The following is a 13,830-nucleotide window of genomic DNA, read 5'->3' as shown; positions in this document are numbered from 1 at the left end:
TTGTCACAACCCTGCCTCACGTGCGATGAGCATCAACTGCACCTCGGTAGTGCCTTCGCCGATCTCCAGAATCTTACTGTCACGGTAGTGCCGCGCGACGGCGTATTCGTTCATGAATCCGTATCCGCCGTGGATCTGGGTGGCATCGCGAGCGTTGTCCATGGCAGCTTCGGAGGAAATGAGCTTGGCGATCGATGCCTGCTTCTTGAACGGCTTGCCGGACAGCATCAGTGCAGCCGCGTCGTAGTACGCGGTGCGGGCCACGTGGGCGCGAGCCTCCATGCGCGCAATCTTGAATGCGATGGCCTGGTTCTGGCCGATGGGGCGTCCGAATGCCTCGCGCTCCTTCGCGTACTTGATCGACTCGTCGACGCAGCCCTGCGCGGCACCGACGCTCAACGCGGAAATAGCGATACGGCCTTCGTCGAGAATGCGCAGGAAGTTCGCGTAGCCGCGGCCACGCTCACCGAGCAGGTTCTCTTCGGGGACACGAACGTCCGCGAATGTGAGCGGGTGAGTGTCGGACGCATTCCAGCCGACCTTGTTGTATGCAGGCTCAGCCGTGAAGCCCGGTGTCGTGGTCGGCACGAGGATCGTGGAGATCTCCTTCTTGCCACCGTCCTTGACGCCTGTCACCGCAGTGACCGTTACCAGCTTCGTGATGTCGGTACCCGAGTTGGTGATGAACTGCTTGTTGCCGTTGATGATCCACTCGCCGCTGTCGAACTTTGCGGTGGTCTTGGTTCCACCGGCGTCGCTACCGGCACCTGGCTCCGTCAATCCGAAGGCAGCAAGCGACTTGCCGCTGGTGAGCTGCGGCAGCCATTCTTCCTTCTGCGCGTCGTTGCCGAATCGGTAGATCGGCATGGCACCGAGGGACACTCCGGCTTCGAGAGTGATCGCGACACTCTGATCCACCTTGCCCAGTTCCTCGAGCGCGAGGCACAGGGCAAAGTAGTCGCCGCCCATTCCGCCGTACTCCTCGGGGAACGGCAGACCGAACAGGCCCATCTCCGCCATCCCGGCAACAACCTCGTACGGGAAGGTGTGGTTGGCGTCGTGCTCGGCGGCAACCGGCGCCACCACTGTCTTGGCAAAGTCCGCAACGGTTTTCGCAAGCTGCTGGTACTCGTCCGGAAGCGCTCCGGTGGCAAGGTAATCGGACATCAGGCTTCTTCCTTCTGAGTCGTGTTCTCGGTCTCTTCTGCAGTCTCTTCGTCTTGGGCAGGTACCACGCGGGCCAGAATCTGATCCACCATCACCTGATCCCCCTGACGGACAAGCACTTCCACGGTTCCGTCGATCGGCGAGGTCAGCGAGTGCTCCATCTTCATTGCCTCGACAACCACCAGTGACTGCCCCGCCGACACTGCGGCGCCGCTCTCGACGTTGACCGCGATCACAGCACCCGGCATCGGACTGGCGATTTCGGCGTCACCGGCGTGCGCGTCGTCGCCTCGAACGCTGACCTCGGCAACTTCGCGGACATGCCAGGTTCCGCCGCCGGCCAGCCACAGTCCGCCGTCGGTCTCGGCGACGACAAACGTGTGCCTGTGCCCGTCGATGACCACAACCAGTTCCGATCCCGTCAAGACTGCGCTGAAGGCCTGCGGTTGTGAACCTTCGACCTCGACCTTTGCGTCAGCGGGAGTACCGACTATCGACACGTGCGCAATGCGGGTTCCGGCCGACAGGCGGATGCTGGTCGGAGCCGGAGTCCCGACGCGCCAGCCGCTGGGAACGTCCCAGGGATCCACCGATGCCGCAGTGGTCCACCGCGCCAGCCAGCGATAGGCCGCAGCGGCAACGAGGACCTCGTCGGTGGCGTCCGCCGCGACAAAGTCTTCGACCCGGCGATCGAGCAGACCGGTGTCGAGGTTGCCCGCGATCACATCCGGATCGGCGAGGAGGAAGCGCGCAAACTCGATATTGGTGACCACGCCGAGAACCGCGGTGTCGCCGAGCGCGCGATCGAGCTTGCGCAGCGCACCAGCACGGTCGGACGCGTGCGCGATGACCTTGCTGAGCATGGGGTCGTAGTCGCTACCGACGACAGTTCCCTCGAGCAGGCCCGAATCGACGCGCACACCGGATCCCGACGGCTCCACGAGACCGACGACGCTGCCGCCGGTCGGTAGAAATCCGCGACCCGGATCTTCGGCGTACACGCGGGCTTCGATGGCATGTCCGGTCAGGGTGATGTCACTCTGCTCGAAAGCCAGCTTCTCCCCTGCCGCGACGCGTACCTGCCACTCGACCAAGTCGAGTCCGGTGACCATCTCGGTGACGGGATGCTCAACCTGCAGTCGGGTATTCATCTCCATGAAGAAGAACTCGTCCGGCTTGTCGGCCGAAACGATGAATTCGACTGTGCCGGCGCCGGTGTAGTCGACGCTGCGAGCGGTGTTGCACGCGGCTGCGCCGATGCGATCGCGAGTCACCTGATCCAGCAGTGGTGACGGCGCCTCTTCGATGACCTTCTGGTGACGCCGCTGCAGGCTGCACTCACGCTCACCGAGATGGACGACGTTGCCGTGCTGATCGGCCAGAACCTGAACCTCGATGTGCCGGGGCCGCAGGACAAATCGTTCGAGGAACAGCGTGTCGTCACCGAACGACGACGCGGCCTCGCGGCGAGCGCTGCGCAGCGCCTCCGCCAGATTCGCCGGGTCCTCGACCAGACGCATACCCTTACCGCCGCCGCCGGCCGAAGGCTTGACGAGCACCGGGTAGCCGATGTCCTCGGCCGCCGCGATCAGTTCTTCGTCGGTCAGATTCGGCCGTGCGATACCCGGGACCACCGGGACATCGAATGCCGCCACAGCATTCTTTGCGGTGATCTTGTCACCCATCACCTCGATGGCTCGCTCGGAAGGCCCGAGGAAGGCGATCCCGGCCGCGGCACAGGCTGCCGAGAACGCCGAGTTCTCCGACAGGAAGCCGTAACCGGGGTGAATACCCTGCGCGCCCGTGGACCTGGCCGCGTCGATCACCTTGTCGATGACGAGGTAGCTTTCACGCGCGGCGGCCGGTCCGATATTGACGGCGGTGTCGGCCTCCCGGACGTGGCGAGCATTCGCGTCGGCGTCGCTGTAGACGGCAACGCTGCGAATTCCCAACTCACGCAACGTGCGGATCACGCGAACCGCGATCTCACCGCGGTTGGCCACGAGAACAGTATCGATAGTGCGCAACTCAGTCATTTCGCTCACATCCGGAAGACGCCGTAGGAGACCGGCTCGATCGGCGCGTTTGCACACACCGAGAGAGCCAGGCCGAGAACAGTTCTGGTATCCGCGGGGTCGATGACACCGTCGTCCCAGAGTCGCGCAGTGGAGTAGTACGGATTGCCCTGCGCCTCGTACTGCTCACGGATCGGCGCCTTGAAGGCCTCTTCGTCTTCGGCCGACCATGGATTACCCGCGCTGTCGAGCTGCTCGCTGCGAACCGTCGAGAGCACAGAAGCAGCCTGCTCGCCGCCCATGACCGAGATACGTGCATTCGGCCACATCCACAGGAAGCGAGGCGAATACGCGCGTCCGCACATGGAGTAGTTGCCGGCGCCGTAAGAGCCGCCGATGACAACCGTCAGCTTCGGAACTCGTGCGCACGCAACTGCCGTGACCATCTTGGCGCCGTGCTTGGCGATGCCGCCCGCCTCGTAGTCCCGTCCCACCATGAAGCCGGCGATGTTCTGGAGGAACAACAAGGGAACACTGCGCTTGTCACACAGTTCGATGAAATGTGCACCCTTCATTGCTGATTCGCCGAAGAGCACACCGTTGTTGGCGATGATGCCGACCGGATGGCCCTCGATGTGGGCGAAACCGGTGACGAGCGTCTTGCCGTATTCAGCCTTGAACTCCTGGAACGCGCCACCGTCGACAAGCTTGGTGATCACCTCGTGCACGTCGTACGGAGTACGGGGATCGGTCGGGACGACGTCGTAGAGCTCACTCTGATCGGCGACGGGCGGGACTGTGGAGACTACGTCCCACGGACGCTCGGAACGGGGGCCGAGCGTGGCAATGATGTTGCGCACGATACGAAGTGCGTCGCGGTCGTCCTCGGCCAGGTGGTCGGTGACGCCCGAAACCTTGGAGTGCAGATCGCCGCCGCCCAGTTCCTCGGCCGTCACGATCTCACCGGTGGCAGCCTTCACCAGCGGCGGGCCGCCGAGGAAGATGGTGCCCTGATTGCGGACGATCACAGCTTCGTCGCTCATTGCCGGTACGTAGGCGCCGCCGGCCGTGCAGGAACCGAGAACCGCGGCGATCTGGGGAATCCCCTTGGCGCTCATCGTCGCCTGGTTGTAGAAGATCCGGCCGAAGTGCTCACGGTCCGGGAAGACTTCGTCCTGGCGCGGCAGGAAGGCTCCACCGGAATCGACGAGGTAGATGCAGGGAAGATTGTTCTGCAGCGCCACTTCCTGCGCGCGCAGGTGCTTCTTCACCGTCATCGGGTAGTAGGTGCCACCCTTGACCGTGGCGTCGTTGGCAACGATGACGCACTCTCGTCCCGACACTCGGCCGATACCGGTAATGACGCCGGCGCCGGGGCACTCGTCGTCGTACAGGCCATTCGCAGCCAGCGGTGACAACTCCAGGAAGGGACTACCCGGATCGAGCAGCGAATCCACCCGATCCCGCGGCAGCAGCTTCCCTCGACTGACGTGCCGATCCCTCGATTTCTGGTTTCCGCCGAGGGCGGCTTGAGCCAGTTTCTTCTTCAGTTCTTCCACCAGAACGGTGTGATCGGATCGGTATCCCGACCCTTGCGTGATTCCACTGGGAGTCATCCCGCCGCCTTCGCCATGAGTTAATGCTCGATAACTGAAACTAGATTAACTATGATTAACTGAGTTGTCCAGATCTCCCACCGAGAAAGATCGAGAGAATGCCGTCTGACCAGGTAGCCGCTCCGACACGTCGCGATCAAATGAAGGCAGATCGCCGGCGTCAGCTCCTCGGCGCCGCCGCCCGCCTGATCGCCGAACGCGGATTTGTCAGCGTTCGCCTCGAAGATCTCGGCGCAGCGGTCGGCATCAGCGGACCCGCCGTCTACCGGCACTTCCCCAACAAGGATGCCGTCCTGGTCGAACTGCTCGTCGGGATCAGCACGCGACTGTACGAGGGCGGCTCGGCGGCAACCAAGACAGCCGACTCACCGACGGACGCGCTCGACGCCCTCGTCGAGTTCCATCTCGACTTCGCGCTCGGCGAACCGGACCTGATCCGCATCCAGGATCGCGACCTCGAAAGCCTGCCGGCCGACGCGCGACGGCAGGTCCGTCAGACGCAGCGCAAATACGTAGAACTGTGGGTCGGTGTCCTCGAACAGCTTGATCCGACGATCGAGGAAGCCGACGCGCGAATCAAGGCTCACGCAACATTCGGCCTGATCAACTCGACTCCGCACAGTGCCAACCCGGCATCGCCGGCCCGGACGCGCCGCGTCTTGCGCACTATGACGCTCGCCGCACTGCGCACGCCGTGAACCGGACACCGCAAAAACAGTGGCAGACTGGTTGCACCAGCTAACAGATGAGGGTGCCGTGCCGAACGTGGAAGACAGCAGTGCGATGAGTCGAACGGACTTCGCCGAACTGCGAACCGAGTTCTCCCGATTCATGATGCTGTACCAATTCGGTATCGCCGAACTGATGACCAAGGTGAATATCCTCAAGGACGAATTCACCCACATCAATCAGTACAGCCCCATCGAACACGTGGCATCTCGGGTGAAGACGCCCGAGAGCATCATGCGCAAAGCCGAGCGACTCGGCATCCCGATCACCATCGAGGACATCTCGAAGAATATCTTCGACATCGCCGGCGTGCGCATTACCTGCAGCTTCATTTCCGACACCTATCGGATCGCCGAAATGCTCACCAGCCAGTCCGATCTACGGGTGATCGAGCGTGAGGACTACATCGCCAACCCCAAGCCCAACGGATACAAGAGTCTGCACCTCATTGTCGAAGTGCCCGTCTTCATGAGCGACAGCGTCCGCCACGTGCCGATCGAACTCCAGATTCGTACCATCGCAATGGATTTCTGGGCCAGTCTCGAGCACAAGATCTACTACAAGTACAACCGGGACGTGCCCGCCGAACTGCTGGACGAGCTCACCGAGGCGGCCGCCGCCGCGCACCGCCTCGACGTCAAGATGGAGCGTCTCAACGACGAATTCGCCAAGATCAAAGCTCTCCCCCACGCCGACGACAAAAACGTCGAACTCGAACTGCCGGCTCAGTTTCTCAACGCCCTACGTCTTCAGCGCGGGCTTTAATCTGGGGCCTTTGTCGGCTTTTTGACCCGCCCCATTCGAGCGAACGTACCTTTCGGCGCATCCAAGGCGACGCACGTACCTTTCGCTCGAGAGGCGGGGAAGACAAATGTGCGCCCTCCCTTCCGGGAGAGCGCACATTTCAGGCCGAGCGAGATGCCTATTTCTTGCCCGTCACGGCGCTGTAGCCGAGGGACAGAACTGCAGCCGCCGCGATGCTGATGATCCAGCGAATCCAGTCGATTCCGCCGGTATCTCCCTTGTCCGAGATCGCACCCCAGACCCAGTATCCGATCAATGCTCCGGCAATACCGAGGACGACGGTGATGATTATCCCGTACTGCTGCTTACCTGGCAGCACCAGGCGCGCAAGGATTCCGATAACTGCGCCGAAAATGATGGTCCCGATGATCTGTCCCATGACAGCCCCTCTCACATGTCGTGCATGCGTGCGGCCGAAAAATCTCCGCCCAGTCGAACAATAACCACAGTTACAGGTAACAGTCGCCTGTTGCCCGAATTATTGTCCGAGATGCAACCTGAAGTACACGGCCACCAGACACGACCGCCACGGTTTTATGCGCTTACAGTGGCCTTTTGCGTTTCGTAGCTATTCTGCCGTAATCCTTTACATCGGGCGTGAGTGCGGCGATGAAATCCACCGCTTACCGGCCGTGATCCCGTCACCGGAATTGCCGAAGCACTTACGAACCTTTCACCGCCGTAATGCGGTCTTCGCTCACGCGCAACAGCACCCGCTCTCCTCCCCACAACTCGCGCGGCTGTACCCAACTGCCGAAGCCGTCGTCTCCGTCGGGTTCCACGCTAACCTCCCAGGTACGCTGACCTGTTCGTGCATTCACTCCGTACACAACTCCTTCGTCGACGACGAGGTCACCGTTCCACGAAACGTCGCCGGTTCGTTCGGTCCGGGTATCCCACAGCACCTCCCCGCTGAACAGATCAACGACGCGGATTGTGGCATCGGTGCCAGTCACCGTAACCACGTCTCCGATCACCGCCAGGGATCGCGCGGACCCGAACACCTCGCGATTGGTCCACAGCTTCTCCCCGGTCTTTCTGTCGAAGCCGCTGTCCCCCAGAATGATCGGAATTGTCTCCCCGGACGGCTCATCGCGGCTGTAGCGCCAGCTGAAAGACGAGCCCGATCCGGCTGGCGGTGAATCCGCCCTGGCAAATTCGTGCCCGTACTGGTCAATCGCGTACTCGCTCCTCGCCTGCCCATCGCCTTCGCAGTCACGTTCTGAAACCAAAGTGACACCGTCGGAGGATGTGTGGGTAGTCGAGCACGTGGTGTAGCCGTACAACCACCGCTGATCGCCGGTCTTCGGATCGAAACCCAGAGTCTCGTCGAGGGAAATCAGGCCCAGGTCGCCGCGCACCGACATCACCGGCTCCACGTAGCCGGATTCCCACGATCCTCCGACATCGAATGCCTTGGACCAGTTGGCTTCCGGATCGTCAACGGTTCCGCTGTGCACACGAACGTCGTTGCTCTCGACATCACCTTCGAGTGCCAAGATGCTGTCACCCCAGACAACCGCAATGATCGGAGACCACGGGGTGATTACGTCTCGACGCTCGCCACTCTCGATGTCGAAAATCGAATACTCACCGACGGAAACATACGGCCCGGAGTAGCACAGTAGCGAACCGTCGAGCACTGTCGGAGAACACCCACCGATATCGACGGCCGAGCTCCGCCAGCGCACCGAACCGTCCGCCGCATCGAGCGCGACCAGCTCCGCGTCGTCGAGTGAGTACGACTGCCGATCCGGCATGCCGGCCATGGTCACGACAACCGAGTCCGCGTCGATGAATCCACCCATCTCCATGTTGAATTCGGTTCCGCCGAGCGGGCTGCGAAAGATAGCAAATTCTCGTCCGAGAACCTCGGCGGCGTCGACGGCCCACAGAAGTGACCCGACGTCAATAGACTGGGCACGGTTTCCCGCGTCGATCACGGTGAGCACCGCTGCGGCAACGGTCACTACCGCGGCCGCTGCCGCGATACGGAGACGGGTTCGTGGGGAAAGCCGCGTGGTCATCGAATCTCCAGCCCGTCGATCGTTGCGAGAAACTCCAACTGCTCGAACGTCATCGGAGCGTTCGGAGTCGCTGCCGACGAACGAACCGACACCTGCGTGCCATTCGGCTGCGTCACTGTCACCGACCGACTCTGCTCACTCGTCGCTTCGCGAGTGCTGTCGCCATTCCCCATCGACATGACCGAGTACTGGCGCTGGTCGCGCACGATCACGGCACCACCATCAACCTCCGTTACCGAGATCGGATGCCCGTCGTACGAAGGGTCGTATTTGTTCGGCGCCTTGGGAAGGCTCTGCCCGCTGGTGATCGAAATACTCAGATCCGACTCGTTGCCGCCTGATCGCGCAACAAGATCCTGACAAGCAGTCGTTCTGTCGCGCTCGGCTAGAACCAACGTCCCAAGAGTGGGTTCGAGAACTGGCATTCCGGGAGGTGCCGCGCGCCAACCGGATTCAAGAGTCCTTCCCAGCTCCTCGACGGTGCCCCGATCCAACTGCCTCCCTGACGGGTCGGGCGTCGATCCCTGACAACCTGGCACCATCGGGGCTGTACCGGGTGGAACCGGAGCCGTAATGCGCAGTTGCGGAAGGCTGACCAGTCCGATCAGCTCGTCGACGGTCAACGGAACCACGCCACTGATCTCCACCTCGGGACCACCGGGATAGACCGAATCGGTCGCACTCGCTTGGATGAACGTCTTGTCCGCGCCGTACAGAAGCGCCGAACGCGACAGGGTGCGAACGCCGTTGGTTTCGCTCCACGTGTCCTGCGCGTCCACGACCGAACCGTCGGCGAGGGTGCGACGCTCGACGAGCGAGCCGGCAATACACGGGGGAACCGGACCGGTGTGGGACGTCATCCGGATGCTGAGTGCTCCGACCTTTCCGTCCCGGACCAGCGTCGCGGATGCCGTCGTATCTGCCATTTCCTCGAGTGAGAACCCCTCGGGCAGTTCGGATGACTCCGACGGAACGTGAAGAGGCCCGAAGTTCAACGATTCATCCGGGCTGGCGAACTCGATCACGGCGGATGTCGGCAAAGACCGCTGAACTGCTTCGGACATCACGGTTGCCTTGGGCCCGGAGAACCACGGGAACCGTGGATCGTCGTAGGTTTGCGACCCGGTCGACCAGTACGAGATAGCCGACAAACTGTCGTCGGGCGCCTCGACGGTTGTGCATCCCGGGATGCTCGTCGGGTACACCACTGTCGGAGTGACGTAGGTGTACTCGGCATTCTTGTCGGACTGCATCTCCTCGGTCGGCTGCGTCGTACCAACGGACGACGCAGCCGGTTCACCAAAGTCCGAACCACTCCACCGATCGACTACGCCGGCAAAGACGATGCCGCCGGCCATCAACGACACGACAGTGAGCGCGGTCGTCCACTTTTCGGTCCGATCGGAACCCGAATTCTCCTCGGCCACCAGCCCTCGCAGTCTCCGTCATATGCACGCCCGGAAGGCGGTGCCTCTCCCAGGACCTGTCGCGATGGCACCGAATTTTGTTACCAACCGGATGGTTTCCATTGGAGAATCAATTACCCAGGACTGCGAAGGCCGCCCGCTATACCCCGACCGGTACCGGATCCGAGTCAGGATCCTGTTCGATCGGAATGAGCCGGATAGCTTCACCCTCGATATCGACGTTGGGCAGGATCTTGTCGAGCCAGGCCGGTAGCTTCCACGCCGAATCTCCGAGAATCGACATGACCGCGGGGATAACGATCATGCGAATGATGAAGGCGTCGAAGAAGACTGCCGCTGCCAGTCCGAAGCCCATCATCTTGCTGGTGGTTTCCGACGACAACATGAACGCGCCGAACACCGAGATCATGATGATTGCCGCCGACGCAACGACCCGTGCTCCGTGGGTGTAACCCGAGATGATGGCCTCCTTTGCCGACAACCCGTGCACGTACTCCTCACGCATTCGAGTCACGAGGAAAACCTGGTAATCCATTGCCAGACCGAAGACCACACCGATCATGAAGATCGGCAGGAACGAGATGATCGGCTGGGTGTGCTGGATCAGCCCGAAAGCACCCTCCTGGAAGATCGCCACCGTGGCGCCGAATGTGGCGCAGATGGAGAACAAGAATCCGAGAGTTGCCGTCAGCGGCACCAGGATCGAACGGAAGACGACCATCATGATGATGAACGCCAAACCGACGACCACAATCAGATATGGAATGAGTGCGGAGCTGAGTTTCGACGACATGTCGGCAACAATCGCCGTCTGGCCCGCGACACCGAGTTCGGCGCCCTCGTCCTTCACCGTCGATCCGTATTCGCGGATCTGATCCATCAGCGCGTGAGTTTCGGGACCGCTCGGCGACAGCTGCGGGGTGACGGCGATCAGGGCCGAGTTGGCTCCGACCATCGGATTTGCCGCGTCCGGACCGTTGCCGGTCCACATCAGGAGATCCGGCGTGGCAACATTGTCCAGGCCCTTGATGTACGCGATCGTCTCTGTAGCGATCGGTGTGATGTCCGTACCGGCAGGCGCGTCGAGAACCACGAACAACTTACCGTTGACACCCTCGCCGAAACCGCGCTGCATCAGCGCCAGAGCGGGTTGCTCCTCGTCCTGAGTGAAGGAAAGGCCGAGCTCGAGCTTTGTCATCGGAATCGCGGCGATCACCAGGAGAACCAACGCGATGCCGGCGATCGGCCACGGGTACTTGGTGACTACCTTCGCCCACCTGTGCCCGTTCGATTCCATCGATTCGGGCTCGTCACCGTGGCGTAGTCCGGGAATGCGTGGGGAAAACGCGAATCGTCCGAAAAGCCCCAGCACAGCCGGGATCAACGTGATTGCGCCCAACACTGCGATGATGACGGCAATCGCAGCCGATATCCCCATCTGGGTGATCATCGGAACGCCGACCACGGCCAGCGCTGCCAACGCAACCACAACGGTCAGGCCGGCAAAGACGACGGATGAACCGGCCGTGCCCACCGCACGACCGACTGCTGCTTCCCTACTGCCGCCCAGATTGAGCTCACTGCGATACCGCGAGACGATGAACAGCGCGTAGTCGATCGAGACGGCGATGCCGATCATCGACACGATGCCCGTAACACCTTCATTGATGTCGAAGAAGCCCGCACCGAGTGTGACACTCAGCGTTGCGAGTGCAATTCCGAGAATTGCCGTGAACAGCGGAATGAACGCCGCGACCAGCGCGCCGAAGGCCACGATCATCACAATGAACGCCACCGCGAAGCCGAGCATCTCCGACAGGCCACCGGCAGTCTGGACCTGCATCAACGAACCGGTTCCCTCGACTTGCAAACCGCCGGTACGGAATTTGGCCATCAGATCAAGAAAAGCCGTCTTGTTGGCCTGCGTCTGATCCTCGATGCGGATCGACTGGTTGAGCTGGATCAAGCCGACCTTGCCGTCGTCGCCCAGCACGGCGGAAGCAAGAGCCGGTTCGGCAGCCGCCAAGGCGACCGGATTGACGATCGTCTCGGGGTCAACGATGTCCGGGAGAGTTTTTGCCTGCGCGATCAGTTGGTCGATCTGATCACTGTGCGCGGCAAGTCCGTCGTCGGCCGCGACGAGAATGCTGGTGGATGCCTTACTTTGTTGCTCGGCAGCAGCCGCAAAATTCCCGTTCATCAGTTCGGTGGCACGCTGGGAATCCGTGCCGGGAAGGTTGAATTCCTTCGAGAACGTCGGGCTCGTGGCGCCGATCGCGCCGCCGACAATCGCGATGACAATGACCCACGTTGCCAACACAAGGTACTTGTGACGGAATGCAAACTTCCCAAGCCTGTACAAATAGGTAGCCAACGTAAGCCTCTTTCGCCGTGGACTCTCGGTGCCACGTCATACGGTACGGTCCGATTCGCGTTATGGCACTCGATATTTGCCAAGAAGCCCCCACGAAAGGCATTCGCATGACACACGGCGAGAGCGTCGACCGCGACCTACTTCTCTCCGCGCAACGACGCCTCGACGCGCTCGGTCCGCGCTTGACCGGCACCGACGCGCATCATGCGGTCGTAGAAGAAGTAGCTCGGGAATTCGCGGAACTCGGACTCGAGGTTCACCGTGATTCGCACACCTTCGAGCGTTGGGATCTACCTCGGAGCGCCGACGGACTGCGCATCGACCTGCCGACCGGACCGGTGCGAGTCTCGTCTGCGTTCCCCTACTCCGGACTCACCGGGTCGGCTGGAATCACGGCACCTCTGGTCTATCTCGAGGCCAAACGCCCGTCGTGGTCGAAGGCCAAAGGCGCTATCGCGGTGATCGAAGTTCCCCACATCGACCTCCTACGTTCGCTGCTGGTGAGCGAGTGGGGACCGATGGAGACGGACGAGACCCTGCGCAATCCCGTCCTCTCCGCAACGTTGTTGGGGCCAAAGCTCGATAAGGCGCGCAAAGCCGGCGTCGTCGGCGTGATCGCCGTCTGGCGCGACATTGCCCCGGACAACGCTCTGGGACAGTACCTTCCGTTCACCCAGCCGTATCACGACATTCCGGCGTTATGGGTCGCCGGCGCCGAAGGCGCACAGGTGGTTGCCGCCGCCCGTTCCGGTCAGCAGGCGACTCTGGTTCTGAACGCGACCTTGCATCCCGGAACTACAACCGACACCGTGTGGGCCGTCTCCCCGGGCTCGTCGCCCGAGGAAACGATCCTGGTCATCACGCACAGTGACGGCACCAACGGGGTCGAGGAGAACGGCCACTTGGGCATGATGGAGTTGGCTCGCCATGCCGTTGCCCAGCCGCATCGACGGTCGTACGTCTTCGTACTGACCACCGGCCACCTGCGCATTCCAGCGGTGTCGAAGCACGGGCAGGCAACGTCCACGTGGCTCGAAGCGCACCCCGAGATGTGGAAGGGCGAAACCGGTCAGGCGCGCGCAGTAGCCGGGGTCGCGATCGAACACCTCGGCGCACTGGGAGACACGGAGGACACCACAGCCTGCAGCTACTCGTTGGACGCCACCCCGGAACCAGAGCTTCTGTACGCAACCAGCCGGGAAGTACACGACCTCGTCGCACCACTGTGGCGCGACATCGGTAGCGGCGACCGCCGAATCGTCGCCCCCGGCCCCGTCATTCACTTCGGTGAGGGCGAACCGCTGTTCGAGCGCAAGATCCCGGCAGTTGCCTTGGTGACGGCGCCGCAGTACCTGCTTGCTCTGCGTGCGGCCGACGCCGTCACCCACGTCGATCTCGACGCGATGGTCAAGCAGATCGAGAGCTTCCGCGATCTGCTCGACGCGTTCGACGCGACGGACTCCGCAGCATTCGGCTCCGTCGTCTCTCGTTCGGTGTTCGCGAAGTTCTCGGCATTGGTGAAGCTGATGCAGATCCTGAAACGAGCAAAAACTGCTGTGCGCCTTTGTTAACCGCGGGCGGTTAACAAAAGGGCACAACACACGTGCAAAATTTGTGGTATTATAAACCCACAGCTGTTATTTACGTCAACCCGATACAGGTTGGCCCGGT

General features: G+C 61.9%; 10 protein-coding genes. 3 read left to right on the top strand and 7 right to left on the bottom strand.

Features of this window, described 5'->3' with window-relative positions; translation table 11 throughout:
- Window positions 1-3: 3 nt before the first annotated feature.
- From ACFRFQ_RS04420 to ACFRFQ_RS04410, 3 genes are read right to left on the bottom strand one after another with little or no spacing between them, the layout of a single operon-like run.
- Complete coding sequence (locus ACFRFQ_RS04420; RefSeq protein WP_033236942.1) at window positions 4-1,167, bottom strand: acyl-CoA dehydrogenase family protein; 1,164 nt, start codon at window positions 1,165-1,167, stop codon at window positions 4-6.
- Window positions 1,167-3,203, bottom strand: coding sequence for an acetyl-CoA carboxylase biotin carboxylase subunit (locus ACFRFQ_RS04415; protein WP_378653449.1), 2,037 nt, complete (start codon window positions 3,201-3,203; stop codon window positions 1,167-1,169). Before ACFRFQ_RS04415 ends, ACFRFQ_RS04420 begins: the two co-directional genes overlap by 1 nt.
- Window positions 3,204-3,208: 5 nt before the next feature.
- A complete protein-coding gene (locus ACFRFQ_RS04410; protein WP_378653446.1) occupies window positions 3,209-4,798 on the bottom strand; it encodes a carboxyl transferase domain-containing protein in 1,590 nt (529 codons plus the stop codon).
- Between the two features lie 98 nt (window positions 4,799-4,896).
- Here ACFRFQ_RS04410 and ACFRFQ_RS04405 point away from each other — a divergent pair, with 98 nt between their 5' ends.
- Both ACFRFQ_RS04405 and ACFRFQ_RS04400 read left to right on the top strand, forming a co-directional pair.
- A complete protein-coding gene (locus tag ACFRFQ_RS04405; protein WP_378653444.1) occupies window positions 4,897-5,496 on the top strand; it encodes a TetR/AcrR family transcriptional regulator in 600 nt (199 codons plus the stop codon).
- Between the two features lie 67 nt (window positions 5,497-5,563).
- A complete protein-coding gene (locus tag ACFRFQ_RS04400; RefSeq protein ID WP_378653543.1) occupies window positions 5,564-6,292 on the top strand; it encodes a GTP pyrophosphokinase family protein in 729 nt (242 codons plus the stop codon).
- Window positions 6,293-6,449: 157 nt separating this feature from the next.
- Here ACFRFQ_RS04400 and ACFRFQ_RS04395 read toward each other — a convergent pair whose 3' ends face one another.
- The 4 genes from ACFRFQ_RS04395 to ACFRFQ_RS04380 form a co-directional block, all read right to left on the bottom strand.
- Window positions 6,450-6,710, bottom strand: coding sequence for a GlsB/YeaQ/YmgE family stress response membrane protein (locus ACFRFQ_RS04395; RefSeq protein ID WP_138869553.1), 261 nt, complete (start codon window positions 6,708-6,710; stop codon window positions 6,450-6,452).
- A gap of 283 nt (window positions 6,711-6,993) precedes the next feature.
- Entirely contained in the window at window positions 6,994-8,358 is a 1,365-nt protein-coding gene (locus ACFRFQ_RS04390) for a PQQ-binding-like beta-propeller repeat protein (RefSeq protein WP_378653442.1), read from the bottom strand.
- Complete coding sequence (locus ACFRFQ_RS04385) at window positions 8,355-9,785, bottom strand: hypothetical protein (protein ID WP_378653440.1); 1,431 nt, start codon at window positions 9,783-9,785, stop codon at window positions 8,355-8,357. The genes ACFRFQ_RS04390 and ACFRFQ_RS04385 overlap by 4 nt, the downstream gene beginning before the upstream one ends.
- 139 nt (window positions 9,786-9,924) lie before the next feature.
- Window positions 9,925-12,159 (bottom strand): MMPL family transporter, encoded by a 2,235-nt coding sequence (locus ACFRFQ_RS04380; protein WP_378653437.1) that lies wholly within the window; start codon window positions 12,157-12,159, stop codon window positions 9,925-9,927.
- A gap of 107 nt (window positions 12,160-12,266) precedes the next feature.
- Here ACFRFQ_RS04380 and ACFRFQ_RS04375 point away from each other — a divergent pair, with 107 nt between their 5' ends.
- Window positions 12,267-13,730, top strand: coding sequence for a hypothetical protein (locus tag ACFRFQ_RS04375; protein WP_378653435.1), 1,464 nt, complete (start codon window positions 12,267-12,269; stop codon window positions 13,728-13,730).
- Window positions 13,731-13,830: the final 100 nt, after the last annotated feature.

The organism is Rhodococcus sp. NPDC056743 (assembly GCF_042790355.1).
Taxonomy (GTDB): domain Bacteria; phylum Actinomycetota; class Actinomycetes; order Mycobacteriales; family Mycobacteriaceae; genus Rhodococcus_F.
This window is presented reverse-complemented; position numbering and strand designations above follow the sequence as displayed.